We start from the raw sequence: 17,599 nt of genomic DNA on the forward strand, positions 1-17,599 counted from the left end.
CTATATGCCCGTCCTTCCGGAGTTAGTAGTAAAAAAATAAAATTAAGAGAGGGGTTCTTCTTTCAGGAGGGTGTACATGGAATCCGACGCTTCTTTTTTCGTCGTATCCTGTATCTGCTCCACCCGGACCGTCACAACTTTGGAGCCGAACTGTATCGTGATCTCGTCTCCCGGCGCCACTTCTGTCCCCGCCTTGGCTTTATTCCCGTTCACCGTAATTCTTCCCTGGGATGCTACTTCCTTTGCCAATGTTCTTCGTTTAATCAGGCGGGATACTTTTAAAAATTTATCAATCCTCATGCAACGCCTCTCCTTTCGTCTTTGATTTTGCTTCCTCCCATAATACATCCATTTCCTCCAGCGTCGTCTCTTGTGGGGAAGTGCCTTGCTCTCGTAATGCTTCTTCAATATATAAGAAGCGCTTTCGGAATTTGTGGTTTGTCATATGCAGGGATTCCTCCGGATACAGTTTATGAAACCTACCCAGGTTCACCAGTACAAACAGGAGATCGCCAAATTCTTTTTTCATCGATTCCATAGAACCATGTTTTACTTCATAGAGCCACTCCGCTAATTCTTCCTGCATTTTTTTCCACATAGGGGCGTCTTCCCCCCAATCAAAGCCAACACTGCCTGCTTTTTTTTGTAATTCATAGGCCTGCATCAACGCCGGCATAGAAGCCGGAATATCTTCTAATAACGAACGTTCCTTCTCTGTTTCCGCTTTTTCCTTCTGTTTAATGGTTTCCCAGTTTGCATTCACCTGTTCTTCACTCTCTGCTTCGGCTGTTCCGAAAACATGCGGGTGCCGGCGGATCATCTTTTCCGTTAATGTTTTTATAACATCTTCTATTGTAAAAAACCCTTCTTCTTCACTGATCTGCGCATGAAGCAGCACTTGAAGCAGGACATCACCTAATTCTTCCTGTAAATGGTCCTCCTGCTTTTCATCAATGGCAGCCAGCACCTCATGTGCTTCTTCCAGGAGATACCTTTTTAACGACTGGTGGGTCTGTTTCCTGTCCCATGGACAGCCATCCGGAGCGCGCAGCTTAGCGATAACCTCCCGGAGCGTTGAAAATTCATGATATAACAAGGATTCTTCGCTCACCGGCGGGACATATAAAGCGGTCAAATTGTCGACATTCATTTTTCTATCCAATTCAAACAAGGGAAGGCGCTGCTGCTTTTCTTCTGATGTCCCTGCGGCGGTGACAAGGGTTACTTCATATTCATCCGGATACTTTTCCATCAACGTTAACTTCACTTCAGAGGCTGTCATCTTGTCATAAATCTGGCTGATAATGAGGTGCTGGGTCATCTGTACATCTGTACCCGGTAATGCTGTCGCATCCAACAGTTGAAAACCATCATTGGGATCTATTCCCAGAGCTGCAAACATGGGATCAAGAAAGCTCTGTCCTCCTTCGATCTTTACCTCCAGACGTCCCAGTCTTTCTTCTTCAAGCAGCAGCTGTACGGTAGCTTCGGCTGTCATAGGGTGGCCTGGAACAGCATAGTAAATGGTTCCATAGCTAAATAGGGCCTTTTTTAATTCTTCCACAATGGACCCATATACCTGCTGGAAAGAAGAGCCGGCTTCATACCAATCATCGAAGCTTTGATAATATACTCCTTCCTGTTCGAGTTCAGCAACAACAGGATGTTTGCTCGTACGCAAATACAGATGTTCCCTTTGAAGCAGTGTTCTATAAACACCAAGGGGGAGCTGTGAAAGGTCCCCTGCTCCTAAACCAAGAATGTGAATCACGGGAAGTGATTTATTTTCGTTTTGCTCTATTTTCACGGTTCTGCTCCTTTCGTTCCATCCGGTTCACCAGCTTATTCCCAGCGGGAAGCAGCATCCCCTCTTCTTTCGTAAAAAGGGAGAGATGGATCACCGCCGATACTTGCAGCATCACCCCTAAAGCCGCGGCAGACAAAGCGGTTCCCGCTGCGGAAAGGCGGGTAAATTCCATGAATGAATCGCACCCATATTTTAACACAAAAATGATGGCACCCATGCCTGCTAACGCTGCTCCCGCCCGGACCAGCCATGCTATTCCAGGGAAATAGGCATATTTTTTATGATAGATAACCCACGTATTTCCTGCTGCGGTGACGGCCATTCCTGCCACAGTAGCTGCCGCAGCTCCGTGAATATCAAAAAGGGGAATCAATATCAGATTGGCTGTCAGTTTCAGTGTGAAACCAAGCAAGAGTAGAACAGCCGGCCAGAGAAAGCAATTATGTCCCTGCAGGATGGCACCAGTAACCATGATAATTCCGCTGAAAATAAGGGTTACCGCCAAAATCTGCATAGCACCTGTCCCTTTTTCATTTTCAAATAACATAATGTTTACAGGCTCAGCGATAATGATTAACCCAATGGCAGCGGCTGTTCCAATAAACCATGTCAGACGAATAGCCAGCGAAGCATAACGCCGTGACGTTTCCCTGGTTCCTGTCAATTCTTCTTGTTGAATCATTGGTACAACTGTCATGGAAAACGTCGCAGCAAGGACTGTACCAAATTGAAGCAGCGGCTGGCCGCGGTCAAACACCCCTTTTAAATTTTTTGCCTGATCGGGATCGATGCCATTGGCTGCCATCACACGAGCTGCGGTAAATGCATCCACCAGTTGGTATAAAATAAATACCATAGCCCCGCAAGCAGTAAGTATCCCGTATATCACCATTTTCCCATGGATTTCCTTGAGACGTTTTAGGGTTTCTCCCCAGGAAACACGAATAGCCTTCTCTTTCCAAAACCAGAACCCCAGTAAATAAACAGCTCCGCCGATACTTCCCAAAACAGAACCGGCAGCTGCTGCCTGCCCCGCTGCATATACATTCTTTCCCATCCATACAGTAAAAGCGGTTAACGTTAAAATAGCACTAACACGGATGACTTGCTCTAAGAGGTGGGAAACGGCCGTCGGGCGCATCTCTCCTATTCCCTGATAATACCCGCGTACAACCGAAAAAACGGGAATAAGCAACAATGCCGGAGAGATGTAACGAATTAAACGTTCGAGGTTCGCATCCCCCATCCAGCCAGCGATCCAGGGCGCTCCGGCAAACGCCAGTAAAAACAGGAAAACGTGAAAGAGAAATAAGGAGATAAAGGCAGCGTATGCTGTGTTTTTTGCTGCTCCTTCTCCAGTATTCACTGTATTTTCCACGATCATTTTGGAGAGTATCACTGGAAAGCCATACATGGAAAGAATCATGGCAGCTCCATAAATAGGATAAATCTGCTGGTAGACATACAACCCCTGATCCCCAGCCATATTTTGAAAAGGGACACGGTATAACGCACTTAACACCTTCCCGATGAAGGCGGCGGCTGTAACAAAAAACGCTCCTTTCCAGAAACGTTTGTTTTTTATGTAGGAGGTGCCCATCTCATCCTTCCTTCCTCAGATTCCGAGTATATCACAGAGAAGAAGGACTTTTCTTCCTAAGAAAAACAGCCGTTGAGAAATTCATCCATACTTTCACACTTTTAAAAAAGCTTGGGACAAAAGAAGAATGGAATGGGGGAACCACGCGTCTCAAGCCCCGCATCCGAGGGGCCCCAGAATGCGGGGGCAGGCCGGACTTGGCACAGGAGGCGCCGGTCCGCGGAAACAGAAGGATTTTGACGCAGATACATAGTGATATACAAAAATCCCGAACGATTTATAAAAATTGTTCGGGATTTTTAATGGTTTTTTGTCCCAGTCTCTTTTTCAAGGCCATACTTCATGGAAATACGCCCTGTATACGGTCAGTAATTTTATCTTCCATGAGCAGCAAGGCTCTATGTGCTGTTTAATGATTATTATTGCTCCATTTGTCTGGCTAAAAATCCAGCTGCTGTTTCCAGCAGTTTCCCTGATATCGCTTCATCGACCTTATCTTCTTTTGCGATCATGACCACTGCTCCAATCGGGTCCCCGTTTGCAATAATGGGAGCTATTCCATACCCTTTCATTGTTTCTTCATGATCACTGACAATATTGTAATCTCCTTTACTGGAAGTGACCTTGGTTTGGCGCTCTGTAATAGCTTCTTCTACAATCCGCCCAATGCTCTTATTGGCATAATCCTTTTTCACACCACCGGATACGGCAATATACGTATCACGATCCGCTACTAATACAGGGTGATGCAGCGTGTCATATAATGCTTCGGCATATTCTTTAGCAAAATCACCAAGTTCCGAAATGGGGGAGTATTTCTTTAGAATAACTTCTCCATCCCGGTCCACAAAGATTTCCAGAGGGTCTCCTTCTCTAATACGTAAGGTGCGGCGGATTTCTTTTGGAATAACCACTCTTCCTAAATCATCAATTCGACGAACAATACCAGTTGCTTTCATCATCTGGAGTTGCCTCCCTTTCTGCTGTTGTTTTTCAAAAAGATGGATAAGAGACATCAATAAAGGCTTTTCTTTTCTGGTTTTTTCAATATGCTTAAAAACCCTGCGTCTCTTTCTTGTATTGTGTTTATTATCCACCAGCAGAAAAGAACTATTCATCAGATCTAGAAAAAATTGGACTTGCTCTGAAAAAGATTGCATTAAGAGGTGGTTTCTTCTACTTCCTTTTTGGCTTCGGGCAGTTTCCCCACTACTATTTCCATTATCTCCAGAAGACGGCGGCTGGACATTTTATGATGATGCACAGCGATTTTAATATTTTGAGCATCTGCCCCAATTCCTACTTCTCTTCCCAGATCATTCACCATGGCAAACAGTTTGGAACCATCCATCGACTGGCTCGTTCGCTCTTTAAGAAGGATGGTAGTTTTCCCGGCTTCCTGGGTGATGGACTCCACTCCATTTTCTTTTGCCAGCAGTTTTACCTTAGACAAGGCAAACAAATCTGCAGTCTCCTGCGGATACTCTCCAAACCTATCGATCATTTCATCCTGCAGGTCATGCAGGTCTTCCAGCGTCTCAAGGCCTTTAAACCGTTTGTACATTTCGATCTTTTGCTTCGAATCATTAATATAACTTTCAGGGATGTAGGCGTCCATTCTCACGTCCATTTCCATTTCCGGTTCCTGCTCTTTTGGAGCCTCCCCTTTTTGTTCCTCTATGGCTTCTTTCAGCATTTCAGAATACAAATCAAATCCTACAGATTCAATAAACCCATGCTGTTCAGCTCCCAAAAGGTTTCCTGTGCCTCGGATCGATAAATCACGCATCGCAATTTTAAAGCCGGAACCCAGTTCCGTAAATTCTTTAATCGCCTGCAGGCGTTTTTCCGCAATTTCTGTTAATATTTTATCCCGCTGATAGGTAAAGTAAGCATAGGCGACCCGGTTGGAACGGCCCACCCTGCCTCTGATTTGGTAAAGCTGGGATAATCCCATCTTGTCCGCATTGTAGATAATCAGCGTATTAACATTAGGAATATCGACCCCAGTCTCTATAATTGTTGTAGTTACCAGCACATCCTTGTTCCCTTCAAGAAAATCAATCATAACGGATTCCAGTTCCTGTTCATTCATTTGACCGTGAGCATAAGCAACTTCAGCATCCGGGACAAGCATCGAGACCTGGTCAGCCATCCGGCTGATATCATCCACCCGGTTGTAAAGAAGGTAGACCTGCCCGCCCCGGCTTAATTCTCTCTCTACCGCTTCTTTGACCAGGGATGAATTATAATCCATGACATAGGTCTGTACCGGAAACCTGTTTTCAGGAGGGGTTTCAATCACTGATAAATCTCGTACTCCGAGCATGGACATATGCAGCGTCCTTGGAATAGGTGTAGCAGTCAGGGTCAGTACATCAATATTCGCTTTCAACTGTTTGATTTTCTCTTTGTGGGTCACACCGAAACGCTGCTCCTCGTCGACGATAAGCAGCCCTAAATCTTTAAATGTTATGTCTTTGGACAATACCCGGTGGGTGCCTACCACAATGTCAAGCCCCCCTGTTTTCAACCCCTTAATGGTATCACTCTGCTGTTTGCGGGTCCGGAAACGGCTCAGCATACCGATATTAATTGGATAATCCGCAAAACGTTCCGTTAACGTATCAAAATGCTGCTGGGCAAGAATGGTGGTCGGCACCAGCATTGCCACCTGTTTTCCATCCAGAATGGCTTTAAAGGCAGCGCGGATGGCCACCTCTGTTTTTCCATAACCTACATCCCCGCAAAGCAGCCGGTCCATCGGACGTTCCCGTTCCATATCTGCTTTTATTTCCTGAATCGCCTTTAATTGGTCCTCCGTTTCCTGATAGGAAAAGGAGTCGGCAAACGCCTGTTCCTCTTCTTCATGATTAGCAAAAGCATGCCCTTTGGAAGCTTCCCTGGCAGAGTACAGCTTTATTAAATCATCAGCAATATCCTTTACAGAGGATTCTACTTTACGTTTCACCTTTTTCCATTCTGACCCGCCAAGAGCATGTACTTTCGGCTCCTTATCCTCTGAGGCTACATATTTCTGGACAAGGTCAATCTGTTCCACCGGCACATACAGTTTATCATTGCCGCGGTAGGAAATATTTAAATAGTCCTGGTGCACGCCGTTTACTTCCAGCGTTTCAATCCCCAAATACTTACCGATCCCGTGATTCACGTGAACCACCAGATCTCCGATTTTTAATTCAGAATAACTTTTAATTCGTTCTGCATTAGACAGCTTTTGACGCCGTTGTGTCCTGTTGATTTTTTTCGTAAACGTTTCCTCTTCGGTAATGACAGCTATTTTTTCCATCGGGAGTTCAAACCCACTGTTCAGCTGCCCCTGTATAATAGACGGTCTGGCCGTGGTAAACGGACCTTCTCTGTCCATTTTGTCCGCTTCCATATCGTAGTCATAGAGGACATTCTGTAATTTTTGTACGCGGTCCTCATCTCCTGCAACAAAAACCACCGTGTAGTTGTCTTTCTGCCAGCGGTCCATCTCGTTTTTTAAGACGTGCATCTGGCCGTGGAACTGCTGCATTGCCTTACATTGAATGTTTGCTATATTCTGCGGCTGAATTGACGGAATGTTTCTCAAAAACAAGGAAAAATAAATTCTAGGATGATTTTTTTCCTTGAATAAATCATGAAATGGCACGGATATCGAAATATCATGAGGGATTTCCCCTTGTTCTAATACGGCCGTGGCCCATTCGGCTTCCTCTTTATCCAGACTTTCCGCCATGTCCTGCACTCTGCTGATTTCATCAAGAAACAAGACGGTATTTTCCGAAAAATAAGATAACAGGGTGGCCGGCTGCTCATAAAAGTACTGCATATACTTGTAAATTCCCTGAAACCTGGAGTGCTCCCGCAGCTGTTCTTTTTCATAACCCAGATAGGACTGCAGCTTTTCCTTCACTTCTTTGTCTTTTACACTATTTAACGTGGCAGACAAGGAGTCTTCGAGTTGAGCCGCAGCTTTATCAAAATGTTCCGGGTATAAAATCGTTTCCTGAGCCGGGCCGATCCATATTTCCTGGAGCTGATCCAGCGAACGCTGATCTTCTGCCTGAAAATACCGAAGGGAATCGACTTCCGTATCAAACAGTTCAATTCGTACGGGATGCTCTTCTGTTAGAGAATAAATGTCAATAATTCCGCCCCGCACGCTGAATTCTCCAGGAGCCGAAACCATATCCGCCCTCTGGTATCCGAGAGAAATTAAGTGAGGGATAAAGGTATCCAGATGAATATCTTCTCCCTGTTTTACAGGAAGCTGGGACGCTTTCCAGGTGTCGACCGGCGGCAGCAGTCTCCGCAGCCCGGCCACCGGGGCGATAACAATGCCGTTAAAATCTTTCATTAATTGATTAAGGACTTCTATACGCTGCGCCCGCATTTCCGGACTTGCTGTAGCTATTTCGGAAGAAATAAGCTCATTGACCGGGTACAAATAAACATCGTGGTCTGTTAAATCAATCAGATCTTCATAGAGCTTCTGCGCCTGAAACAGAGTGTGTGTAACAATCAGCTGCGGACGATCTATTTCTGCTTTCGTCAAAGACATGAAAAATGTTCGGGCTGAGCCGCTCAAACCCGCAACCAGCTGCTCTCTCATGCCGTGATTTATTCCTTCTAACACCGCTTTCACATGTTCGTTATCAGCCAGGGCTTTCTGCAATCCCTTCATGACTCTCGTTCCTCCTTCATTCCTTCCCCCGCTTGGTCCGTACCCAAAAAAGCACGTCACTATATCTTTACGCCAATCATAATAACAATTGAACGGATTGAAAACATCTTTTTTACATAGAACGTTTATCCATAGAAAAATGGGCTGGCCTTCTCCATATTATGTGTTCAAGAAGAACCAGACCCCCGTTGTTTATTCTTAACATGTTTATAATGTCTACTGAATCCATCGGTCTATTTCGTGAAATTGCGGGTTCTGCTCGAGCGCTTCTTCACAATGCTCACAGGTAACCCTCACATGAATATGACCATCCGATCCGTAGTGAATAATCTGCTGCTGTTCTTCGTCGGAGAGTTGATGAAATCCCAGACGGGGCGACACCAGCAGCTCTTCCTCTTCCAATGTCCCTACCGATGTGCCGCAGTGCCTGCAATAATAACAAATAGCCATAACGATGCCCCATTTTTAAAAGGTATTTTCCTTTTATAGTATAGGCGGCACTGCATTATACTATACGGAGGCAAGGTTAATTTTTCCTGTTATATTCATTCATTACTTCTGCAAACGGAGCAGAGAGCCATGATTCCGCAGCCCGGGCCGAGAGCTGAATGGACTCTTCTACTTTCTTTTTTTCTTCCGGTGTAAAGGTACCCAGTACATGAGAAATAACGGAATCCCCCGGCTCAGGATGCCCGATTCCAATTCGGATCCTCTTAAAATCCCTGGTGCCAAGATCATGAAAGATAGATTTCAATCCGTTATGCCCTCCGTGTCCCCCTTTTATTCGAATACGAAGAGAACCGGGCTCTAGATCAAGATCATCATAGATGACGAGCAGATTCTCCGCTGGAATTTGATAAAAATCCATAAGCGGCTGCAGGGCTTCTCCGGAAAGGTTCATGAAAGTGAGTGGTTTCACCAGATAAATTTTCTCCCCATCTGCAAAGGTTTCGGCAATCTGGCTTTTTTTCTCTTTTTTCCAGGATACACGCAGGCTTTCAGAAAGCTTGTCCACTGCCTGAAAACCGACGTTATGCCGTGTTTTCTCATAGTTACGTCCAGGGTTGCCAAGACCAGCGATAACCTTCATGTTCCGCCCCCCTTCCTTTATAAGCTTGTTTTTCATTATGCAGGGGCCAAACATCCGTACCCCCCAGCTTCCATCTCGTCAGCGGGAGTTTAGGCGGCGGCTGCCCCGATGGCCCTGGCCGCAGCAGCAGGAAGCTGCAAATTCAGCCTTTATCAAAAAGTTCCCGATTGAAGTTTCACCTTACGCATCACAGTAAAAAGGCATAACCGAATCACGGCTATACCTTTTCGTGCAAGTGTTATTCTTCTTCGGATTCGCTCTTTTCCCCTTCGCCGCCGGCGTCTTGACTATCGTCAGCTTCCACCAGCTCGGGCTCCTGTTCTTCTTCCTCGGATTCTTCGGCCTGCTCCGGCGGCTGCACCGTAACGACTGTTTCTTCCGGTTCATTGACAAATTCAAACGCCTTGCCGGAAGTCAGATCTCCGATTTGTACCGAGTCCCCGACACCCAGTTCGGAAATATCTACTGTAATTTCCTCCGGAATATCGGTAGGCAGGGCTCGTACCGTAATGTTGTAAAGAAGCGGAGATAAAATGCCTCCTTCTTTTTCGCCAGGGGCATCTCCCACTAGATTGACAGAAACCTCTGCTTCCATTTCCGATTTCAGGTCTACTTCAAAGAAATCAATGTGTACGAGATAGTCTTTAATAGGGTCCACCTGAACATCGTGCACGATCACTTTATGCTTGTCCGATTCACCTTCTACGTCTAATTCAATAATACCGTTCCGTCCTACTTCACGAATGGTCTTTATAAAAGTGATATTAGGAACGGAAACCGGTGTACTTTCCGTGTCTTTTCCGTACAGAACAGCAGGTACGTATCCATTGGTACGCAGCTTTTTCGATGCGGATTTTCTAAGATCCGTACGCGTGCTGGCTTCGAGAACTGTAGCCATAGTTGATTCACCTCGTTATATTATCTTGATAGGGTATTCCTTCTTCAAACCCACCTGAGAAGGGATTATACCATTACAGAAAACAGAAATCAAGTTCCTGAAAGCTCTGAGCGGTTATTCAAACAGCGTGCTCACCGATGTCTGTTCGTGCACACGAATAATAGCTTCAGCAATCAGCGGAGCAACAGAGAGCTGCGTAATCTTTTCAATGTTTTTTTCCTCCGGGAGGGCTATGGTATTTGTCACAGCCAGTTCCTGAATGTTTGAGTTTTCGATGCGCTCGATGGCCGGTCCCGATAAAACAGGATGAGTACTGCAGGCATAGACAGCTTCTGCTCCTTTTTCCAGCAGGGCGTCCGCTGCCAGTGTCATTGTCCCGGCCGTGTCTATAATATCATCGACAATAATCGCTGTTTTTCCTTCCACGTCGCCAATAATATTCATTACTTCAGAAACATTTGGTTTCGGGCGGCGTTTATCAATAATTGCAATCGGTGCCTTTAGACGATCCGCCATTTTTCTCGCACGTACCACTCCGCCATGATCCGGGGATACAATGACTGTATCTTCTACTCCTTTATCCTGGAAATGCTTCGATAATATCGGTTCTCCGAGAAGCTGGTCTACTGGTATATCGAAAAAACCCTGGATCTGGGAAGCATGCAGATCGACACTGAGCACCCTGGTGGCCCCGGCTTTTTCGATCAAATTCGCCACTAATTTTGAAGTGATCGGTTCTCTTGATCTTGCCTTCCGATCCTGACGAGCATACCCGTAGTAAGGGATCACGACGTTAATGGTGGCTGCAGATGCTCTTTTCATCGCATCGATCATAATCAGAAGCTCCATCAGGTGTTCATTGGCAGGATCGGAGGTAGACTGCACGAGAAATACATCGCACCCCCGGATGCTTTCTTCAATATTTACCTGTATTTCCCCGTCGCTGAATCGCTTAATTGAACTTTTTCCCATTTCAACCCCGATTTGATTGGTCACCTCATGCGTAAGATCAGGGTTTGAATTGAGGGTGAACACCTTCAAGTATGGATCGTCATAAATTGGCATGAAATATTCCCTCCGTCAAAATAATTATAATTCCTCTTTATTCTTTACGTAACCCTCTTTATTCGTCTGCCTGGAACGGGCAATCGATAATGCTTTACCCGGTACATCATCTGTAATAGTGGATCCTGCCGCAATATAAGCTCCCTCTCCCACTTTCACCGGGGCTACCAGGTTTGCGTTGCAGCCAACAAAGACATCATTTTCAATGGTCGTCAAATATTTCTGTTTTCCATCGTAATTCACGGTAATGGAGCCGCATCCTAAATTCACCCGTTCTCCTATCTCCGCATCCCCGACGTAACTGAGATGGGACGCTTTGCTCCCTTTTTTAAGCGATGACTTTTTCACTTCGACAAAATTGCCGATTTTTACTTCATCCCCAAGCTCCGATTCTGGACGAATATGAGCATACGGGCCGGCTTTTACATTTCTGCCGACATTGCTGTTTGACACCACCGACTGACGGATAGAAGTACCTTCCCCAATCCGGCTGTCCGTTATCTCCGTAAAAGGCCCGATGTCACAATGGCTTTCTATCTCTACTTCTCCATGCAGCATGGTGCCCGGGTGAAGAACGGTATCCGGTTTAAGGACGGCATCGGCAGAGATATAAGTATGATCTGGATCAATAATGGTAACACCCTGCCTCATCCAGTGTTCATTTGTCCGCTTCTTCATCGCTTTTTCCGCCTGCGATAAAGCAACTCGATCATTTACCCCGATCGTTTCAGAAAAATCAGGAGTCTGCCAGGCCGATAACGTTTCTCCCTGTGCTTTTAAGATTTCGATGACATCGGGTAGATAATATTCTCCCTGTGCATTATCATTACCAACCTTCGATAAAGCATCAAAAAGCAATTCATTATCAAAACAATACGTTCCTGTATTAATTTCTTTTACCTGCCGTTCCGTTTCATCGGCATCTTTTTCTTCCACAATTCGAAGTACTCCGCCCTGCTCGTCTCTGACCACCCGTCCATAGCCGGAGGGATTGTGGGCATAGGCAGTCAGAACTGTGGCTTTGGCTGCCGTTTGTTCATGATGATTCATAAGCGCCTCGATGGTTTCTGCCCGGATTAACGGCGTATCGCCGCAAAGAACAACGGTGACCCCTTTTTTATCTTTCAGATGTTCTTTCGTTTGTATGACGGCGTGACCGGTGCCGAGCTGCTCTTTTTGCAGTACATAAGAAACACGATCGCCTATATGCTGTTTCACTGCATCGGCACCGTGTCCTATTACCGTTACAATTTCATTCAGCCCCGCCTTCGTCACCTGATCAACAACATGTTCAACCATTGGTTTTCCGCACACAGGATGAAGTACTTTATACAAGTCGGATTTCATTCGTTTCCCTTGACCAGCGGCCAATATTACCGCGTAACGATTGTTCATTACTCATCCTCCACTTACCGTTTTTCCATTACGAATATATCCTAAAACCCTTCATATTTCAAGGAAAGTCCTTAGATTATCCCCTGGTATGTACCTGGAATATAATTCAAGTAAGACAAGACACAAAAATCAGGCGGTCGCCACTATAACACAGACCGCCTGATAACATAAGTATAATAGCTGTAATATAAAGGAGTATTTCCCTTCTCCTTTTTATTTGGGACGCACGGACGACGGCATCAACCGATGTTCCGTTCTACATTAAGAAGCCCCGGCTTCTTCATATTCTGGTTTTTCAAATTCTCCCTGTCGTTTGTACTCACCCAAAACGGCTGTTTGGATTTTTTCACGGGTCTGTGACGATATCGGGTGGGCGATGTCTCGAAACTCCCCGTCAGGTGTGCGTTTGCTGGGCATGGCAACAAACAGGCCGTTATTGCCGTCTATCACCCGGATATCATGAACAACAAACTCACTGTCAATCGTAATAGACGCGATAGCGCGCATCCGCCCCTCGGTGTTTACCCGACGAAGTCTTACGTCTGTTACTTGCATTCTTTCACCACCTTTTTCCAAATAAAAATACTTCTGCCATACCTTTCAACATACAGGGAAGGTTTTCCTTCTTTCCAAAGAAAAAAAATAAAATTTTTTTAACAAATAGGACGGCAGGCCCTTTTATTGTTATTTGCGATAAGAAATTCCCGCCCTTTCAGGCGGGAACCGATGGTAATTCCATCATGATTTTACAAGAGCTGTGACCTCTATTTCAATCAGGGCGTCTTTTGGTAATTTCGCTACTTCTACACAGGAGCGGGCAGGCTGATGCTGATCAAAATATTCCCCGTATATTTCGTTAATTAATGGAAATTCATCCATATTTTTAATAAAGACAGTGGCTTTTATCACAGTTTCCAGAGAAGCACCTGCCTCTTTTAATACGGCTTGCACGTTTTGAAAGACCTGGCGGGTCTGTTCCTGAACTCCGCCTTCTACCATCTCTCCCTGAGGGGTTAGCGGAATCTGGCCGGAACTGTAGAAAATATTATTGACAATGATACCCTGAGAATAGGGGCCGATCGCTTCTGGAGCCTCCGGTGTATAAATGGTTTGCATTATCCATCCACCTCTTTCAATTTTTTAAGAAAGTTTCCCGGTACCGCCTGAACCTGTTTTTCTTTTTCATTTACTTTTTCCAGACGGGCAATCGATATGTAATCGTCTACGAGACGTTCCTCTACATCTTCTGCTTCTACCAGGACACCTATTCCCATCACATTAGCTTTGAATTCGGTCAGCAGATCCATCATACCGCGTGACGTGCCGCCGGCTTTCATAAAGTCATCGACAATAAGAACATTGGCGCCTTCCTGCAGACTTCTTCTTGCGAGAGACATCGTCTGAATGCGTTTGGCCGACCCGGAAACATAGTTTATGCTTACCATCGAGCCTTCCGTCACACGGTGATCACGGCGGACAATGCTGACAGGGACATCCAAGTAAGAACCAATCGAGTAAGCCAGAGGAATGCCCTTCATCGCCACGGTCATTACGGTATCAATATTCTGATCGGCGTACACCGAAGCGAACAACCTCCCAATATTGTTCATGAGATGCGGATTCCCCAGAATATCCATCATATATAAATACCCGCCGGGCAGCAGCCGTTCTTTATCTTCCAGCTTCGTACAAAGAGATTCGACCAATTCTGTGCCTTCATCGATGGACACAGCGGGCACATATTTCACCCCGCCGCTTGCGCCGGCGATCGTAAGCAGAGAACCAAAGCCCTGTGATTCAAATATTTCTTTTACAATCGTTAAATCTTCACTGATGGAAGACTTCGCGGATTGATATCGTTCTGAAAAATAACTGAGAGATACAAGCTGATGAGGGTGCTGGATTAAATAATATGTCATATCAACCAGTCTGCCGCTCCGTTTTAATTTTTTCATGGTTACCTCCATAAAACCCGAATATTGTATTTGAAATATATCATTTTTATACGGGTTTTATCAAGCTTTCTTCTCCCCCAACAGCCTTACAGCATAAACCTGGTCGCAAAACCCCCGGAGAGCATTATATACCCGGTTCAATTTTGCTTCTTTTTTCACCAGTCCAAAAACAGTCGGACCGCTTCCGCTCATTAACGCCGCATCTACACCTGAAGCTTTCATCCGCTGCTTGATCTGGGTTATCTCCGGATACATGGGAAGCGTCACCTGTTCCAGAGCATTGTATAACGTGCGGCAAATATCACGATAACTATAATCGCGTATGGCAGCAGCCATGCTGTCGGAATATGCTTCGTTATTTTCTTTCATCCTCATCCGTTTATATATTTCTCCCGTCGATACACCAATCGGGGGTTTGGCTAAAATAACCCAGCATGGCGGCGGGGCTGAAATGGTTTCGATACACTCGCCCCGTCCCGTTGCTAAGGCAGTGCCCCCATAAACGCAGAAAGGGACGTCCGAGCCAAGAACAGCGCCCAGTTCCGCCAATTCTTCAAGCGGGAGATGCAGTCCCCAAATTTCATTAAGTCCTCTTAACGCCGCCGCAGCATCACTGCTCCCGCCCGCTAAACCGGCTGCCACCGGGATGTTTTTATATATGTAAATGGAAGCTCCCTGTTTTACATTACAGTGCTGCTTCAATAAAACAGCCGCCTGATAGGCCAGATTTCGATGGTCGGCAGGTAAAAACCCTTCTGACATTTCAACCTTAACCGCTCCATCATTCCGTGGTTCTATATCGAGCCGATCGGATAAATCCACCTGGGTCATGACCATCTTTACTTCATGATATCCGTCGTCTCTTTTGCCTAGTACATCCAGGCTTAAATTTATTTTAGCCGGGGCTTTAATTGATCGTTTCACCTTTCATTTCTCCTTCTTTTCAGCACAGCACCAACATTTCAAGAAAATTCACGTTCTTACCTCTGTACATTTTAGTTTAAAAAACGTGTCGTGTACAGCTTGAAATGTTGAAAGTACTGCGTCTCCTTTCCTGAAAGACAACACTGTCTCAGCATCCTCAAAAATCCAAAAGCTGCCCGGCCTGGGCCCCTTCCGATCTTGCTGTTTATTTTAGAAGAGGCTGCCCGATTGGACAGCCTCTTCCGCCTGTGAGTTAGGATCGGTGGTTTTGGTCTATACTCTGTTCAGCCATTTCGACAGCGCGTTTCACCATATTCCCTGCATCACGGGATTTAATACCGCCCCATCCTTCCTGCTGAACCGTATCATAAAAACCTAATTCCTGTGCGATTTCCATTTTTAATTGATCTGACATGATTCCGCGTCTCCGGCTCATCGTATCCATCTCCTCCATGGAATTATACTAACCCTCACAGGCACTTTATAGTATGCGCAAAAACGGCATAAATATAGCCTTCTGCTTGAACACAGAAAGCCAATTTACACCGTTTATTGTACGGTTTTCCAATTGTGTCCTCTACGCCTGAAGCTCCTCTTCTTCCAGCATTGATAATTGAATGGTCTTGGTAAGCACATCGGTATAACTGTACGAAATCCGTTCTACGGAGTGCTTGTCCTTGTCCAGTTTCACAATAAAAACCGATGGATACGTTTCTTCCAGCAAACCAGAGCGCTTAATCGTTTTTTTCCGGCCTCCGTTTGCCACCACCGTAATCTTCTTTCCAACGTTGGCGTCCAGTGATTCTTTAATCTCAATCAGTGTTTTTCCCATGATTACAGACCCACCTCACTCCAAATTATTATAACAATACCTCCCCCTTTTGTCAAACAAACAAATTATTTTATCAACTTCCAAGCTTGTTTGTCAATCACTTTCTCTTTTTTACAACCGTATCTTTATACATTGTATGCTATTTTTCACTTTTTATTCCTTCTTAAAAAAGGATCCGTATCAAAAGTCTATGACTAGCTAAACCTAACAAGAAGGGCATGCACTGCAAACGGACGCTTCCCGCCCCCGCCCCTGCCTCATTCTTTTAGTTAAAGAAAAGAAGCTGTACCTTTTGATACAGCTCCATACTGCCTTCTTATTCGTTTGTGGTTTTGGACAATGAATGGTTTTCCTCTTTCCATGGTGATCCCCGGCGGAGAACTCCTTTTGTTTCAAGCCCTCCGAGTCCTTCTTTTCCTGTTAAAGTGTGACGGATTAATTGAAGCGCACTGATTCGATCCATAAAAGGGGTTAAACTGATTTTTGCAGCAATATAAACCGGGTCCAGGGCGTGGATGTTTACTCTATCGGGAGAACTTGCAAAATTGGAACCAGCTTTGACCAGCCATTCAAAATAGGATTGGCAGGCTCCTGCAAAAATAATCAGCTGATCAAGCTGAGGGACTATTTTTCTGGCCTCCCGCACTGTCTGGCCGAATACTTTTGAATTCTTATATGATTTTATGTCATTTTCAGCCCCTCGTGACGAAATATAGGCATCGTGGCCGGTGATCACCAGAATATCAGGGCGGACCATTTCAATAAGCGAAGAAATCTGTTCCGGCATCTCTTTTTCTGGAATATGCACACCGTAAACGGGAATGCCCAGGCGTTCATATAAGGTGGTACATTTTGCTAAATAATAAGCATCTCCGTCTAAATGGAGGACACGGCCCCGCATTTCAAAATAAGACGTGTCCTCTTTATAGCCCTCGGAAGTCTCATGTTCATTTCTTTCTTTCATTAAACGCGCTTCCTGCCGGAACAGACGATAACTTCGTTCTTCCTTTTCCCGAAAATTTTTTTCGTGAGTTCTCCGCTCTTTTTCGTCCACTTTCTTCAAATCGTCCAGCGGAGCATCAGCTGCCAAACGCAGTTCTTCGCCTGCCAGCTCCGCTTTGTCCTGCTCCATCGAGGTGATTCGAAAGATAATATCACCATCATAGGAATAACGAGTGACAAGGTCTCCAACTTTTAATTCCACTTCCGCTTCCCCCTTCACTCGTCAGCCTATTCCCTGAAGCAGGAAATGTGCCCATCAAAAAAACTCCTCCTTGTCTTAAACAATCTGCTGCATGGGGAGTTCACTTTTTCATCGACGCATCTGCCCTGCAGATACA

The 17,599-nt window shown here is 45.4% G+C and carries 17 protein-coding genes; all 17 read right to left on the reverse strand.

Features of this window, described 5'->3' with window-relative positions; all coding sequences use genetic code 11:
• Window positions 1-42: 42 nt before the first annotated feature.
• Window positions 43-300 (reverse strand): RNA-binding S4 domain-containing protein, encoded by a 258-nt coding sequence (locus G475_RS0117225; protein ID WP_026702334.1) that lies wholly within the window; start codon window positions 298-300, stop codon window positions 43-45.
• Window positions 290-1,807, reverse strand: a complete 1,518-nt coding sequence (gene yabN, locus G475_RS0117230) for a bifunctional methyltransferase/pyrophosphohydrolase YabN (protein WP_233275809.1) — start codon at window positions 1,805-1,807, stop codon at window positions 290-292. The genes G475_RS0117225 and yabN overlap by 11 nt, the downstream gene beginning before the upstream one ends.
• On the reverse strand, window positions 1,782-3,407 hold the full coding sequence (locus tag G475_RS25500) for a polysaccharide biosynthesis protein (protein ID WP_051302650.1): 1,626 nt from the start codon (window positions 3,405-3,407) through the stop codon (window positions 1,782-1,784). The genes yabN and G475_RS25500 overlap by 26 nt, the downstream gene beginning before the upstream one ends.
• 419 nt (window positions 3,408-3,826) lie before the next feature.
• On the reverse strand, window positions 3,827-4,366 hold the full coding sequence (gene spoVT, locus G475_RS0117240) for a stage V sporulation protein T (RefSeq protein WP_026702336.1): 540 nt from the start codon (window positions 4,364-4,366) through the stop codon (window positions 3,827-3,829).
• Between the two features lie 200 nt (window positions 4,367-4,566).
• A complete protein-coding gene (gene mfd / locus G475_RS0117245; protein ID WP_026702337.1) occupies window positions 4,567-8,100 on the reverse strand; it encodes a transcription-repair coupling factor in 3,534 nt (1,177 codons plus the stop codon).
• Window positions 8,101-8,316: 216 nt separating this feature from the next.
• Window positions 8,317-8,550 carry an anti-sigma-F factor Fin family protein gene (locus G475_RS0117250; RefSeq protein WP_026702338.1) on the reverse strand — a complete coding sequence of 78 codons (234 nt, stop codon included), beginning with the start codon at window positions 8,548-8,550 and terminating at the stop codon, window positions 8,317-8,319.
• Between the two features lie 76 nt (window positions 8,551-8,626).
• A complete protein-coding gene (gene pth / locus G475_RS0117255; protein ID WP_026702339.1) occupies window positions 8,627-9,190 on the reverse strand; it encodes an aminoacyl-tRNA hydrolase in 564 nt (187 codons plus the stop codon).
• A gap of 238 nt (window positions 9,191-9,428) precedes the next feature.
• Window positions 9,429-10,088 (reverse strand): 50S ribosomal protein L25/general stress protein Ctc, encoded by a 660-nt coding sequence (locus G475_RS0117260; RefSeq protein WP_026702340.1) that lies wholly within the window; start codon window positions 10,086-10,088, stop codon window positions 9,429-9,431.
• A gap of 114 nt (window positions 10,089-10,202) precedes the next feature.
• The gene (locus G475_RS0117265) at window positions 10,203-11,153 is read right to left on the reverse strand and encodes a ribose-phosphate diphosphokinase (protein WP_026702341.1); all 951 of its coding nucleotides are present in this window, start codon (window positions 11,151-11,153) and stop codon (window positions 10,203-10,205) included.
• Window positions 11,154-11,177: 24 nt separating this feature from the next.
• On the reverse strand, window positions 11,178-12,548 hold the full coding sequence (glmU, locus tag G475_RS0117270; protein ID WP_026702342.1) for a bifunctional UDP-N-acetylglucosamine diphosphorylase/glucosamine-1-phosphate N-acetyltransferase GlmU: 1,371 nt from the start codon (window positions 12,546-12,548) through the stop codon (window positions 11,178-11,180).
• 261 nt (window positions 12,549-12,809) lie between these two features.
• Window positions 12,810-13,103 carry a septation regulator SpoVG gene (gene spoVG, locus G475_RS0117275; RefSeq protein ID WP_026702343.1) on the reverse strand — a complete coding sequence of 98 codons (294 nt, stop codon included), beginning with the start codon at window positions 13,101-13,103 and terminating at the stop codon, window positions 12,810-12,812.
• Between the two features lie 183 nt (window positions 13,104-13,286).
• A complete protein-coding gene (locus tag G475_RS0117280) occupies window positions 13,287-13,664 on the reverse strand; it encodes a RidA family protein (protein ID WP_035711684.1) in 378 nt (125 codons plus the stop codon).
• Window positions 13,664-14,503 (reverse strand): pur operon repressor, encoded by an 840-nt coding sequence (gene purR / locus G475_RS0117285; RefSeq protein ID WP_026702345.1) that lies wholly within the window; start codon window positions 14,501-14,503, stop codon window positions 13,664-13,666. Before purR ends, G475_RS0117280 begins: the two co-directional genes overlap by 1 nt.
• 60 nt (window positions 14,504-14,563) lie before the next feature.
• On the reverse strand, window positions 14,564-15,427 hold the full coding sequence (ispE, locus tag G475_RS0117290) for a 4-(cytidine 5'-diphospho)-2-C-methyl-D-erythritol kinase (protein ID WP_026702346.1): 864 nt from the start codon (window positions 15,425-15,427) through the stop codon (window positions 14,564-14,566).
• A gap of 253 nt (window positions 15,428-15,680) precedes the next feature.
• On the reverse strand, window positions 15,681-15,863 hold the full coding sequence (locus G475_RS0117295; protein WP_026702347.1) for an alpha/beta-type small acid-soluble spore protein: 183 nt from the start codon (window positions 15,861-15,863) through the stop codon (window positions 15,681-15,683).
• A 141-nt stretch (window positions 15,864-16,004) separates the two neighbouring features.
• A complete protein-coding gene (locus tag G475_RS0117300; RefSeq protein WP_026702348.1) occupies window positions 16,005-16,259 on the reverse strand; it encodes a Veg family protein in 255 nt (84 codons plus the stop codon).
• A gap of 316 nt (window positions 16,260-16,575) precedes the next feature.
• Window positions 16,576-17,463 carry a sporulation peptidase YabG gene (gene yabG, locus G475_RS0117305; RefSeq protein WP_026702349.1) on the reverse strand — a complete coding sequence of 296 codons (888 nt, stop codon included), beginning with the start codon at window positions 17,461-17,463 and terminating at the stop codon, window positions 16,576-16,578.
• Window positions 17,464-17,599: the final 136 nt, after the last annotated feature.

The organism is Salibacterium aidingense DSM 18341 (assembly GCF_000429685.1).
In the GTDB taxonomy this organism is placed as follows: Bacteria; Bacillota; Bacilli; order Bacillales; family Marinococcaceae; genus Salibacterium; species Salibacterium aidingense.

Coding starts and splice junctions, on each gene's coding strand:
- G475_RS0117280 (WP_035711684.1), bottom strand. CDS start 13,664: ATGCAAACCATTTATACACCGGAGGCTCCAGAAGCGATCGGCCCCTAT.
- G475_RS0117265 (WP_026702341.1), bottom strand. CDS start 11,153: ATGCCAATTTATGACGATCCATACTTGAAGGTGTTCACCCTCAATTCA.
- spoVT (WP_026702336.1), bottom strand. CDS start 4,366: ATGAAAGCAACTGGTATTGTTCGTCGAATTGATGATTTAGGAAGAGTG.
- G475_RS0117295 (WP_026702347.1), bottom strand. CDS start 15,863: ATGAGCCGGAGACGCGGAATCATGTCAGATCAATTAAAAATGGAAATC.
- pth (WP_026702339.1), bottom strand. CDS start 9,190: ATGAAGGTTATCGCTGGTCTTGGCAACCCTGGACGTAACTATGAGAAA.
- mfd (WP_026702337.1), bottom strand. CDS start 8,100: ATGAAGGGATTGCAGAAAGCCCTGGCTGATAACGAACATGTGAAAGCG.
- spoVG (WP_026702343.1), bottom strand. CDS start 13,103: ATGCAAGTAACAGACGTAAGACTTCGTCGGGTAAACACCGAGGGGCGG.
- G475_RS0117250 (WP_026702338.1), bottom strand. CDS start 8,550: ATGGCTATTTGTTATTATTGCAGGCACTGCGGCACATCGGTAGGGACA.
- purR (WP_026702345.1), bottom strand. CDS start 14,503: ATGAAAAAATTAAAACGGAGCGGCAGACTGGTTGATATGACATATTAT.
- G475_RS0117260 (WP_026702340.1), bottom strand. CDS start 10,088: ATGGCTACAGTTCTCGAAGCCAGCACGCGTACGGATCTTAGAAAATCC.
- G475_RS0117225 (WP_026702334.1), bottom strand. CDS start 300: ATGAGGATTGATAAATTTTTAAAAGTATCCCGCCTGATTAAACGAAGA.
- G475_RS0117300 (WP_026702348.1), bottom strand. CDS start 16,259: ATGGGAAAAACACTGATTGAGATTAAAGAATCACTGGACGCCAACGTT.
- G475_RS25500 (WP_051302650.1), bottom strand. CDS start 3,407: ATGGGCACCTCCTACATAAAAAACAAACGTTTCTGGAAAGGAGCGTTT.
- glmU (WP_026702342.1), bottom strand. CDS start 12,548: ATGAACAATCGTTACGCGGTAATATTGGCCGCTGGTCAAGGGAAACGA.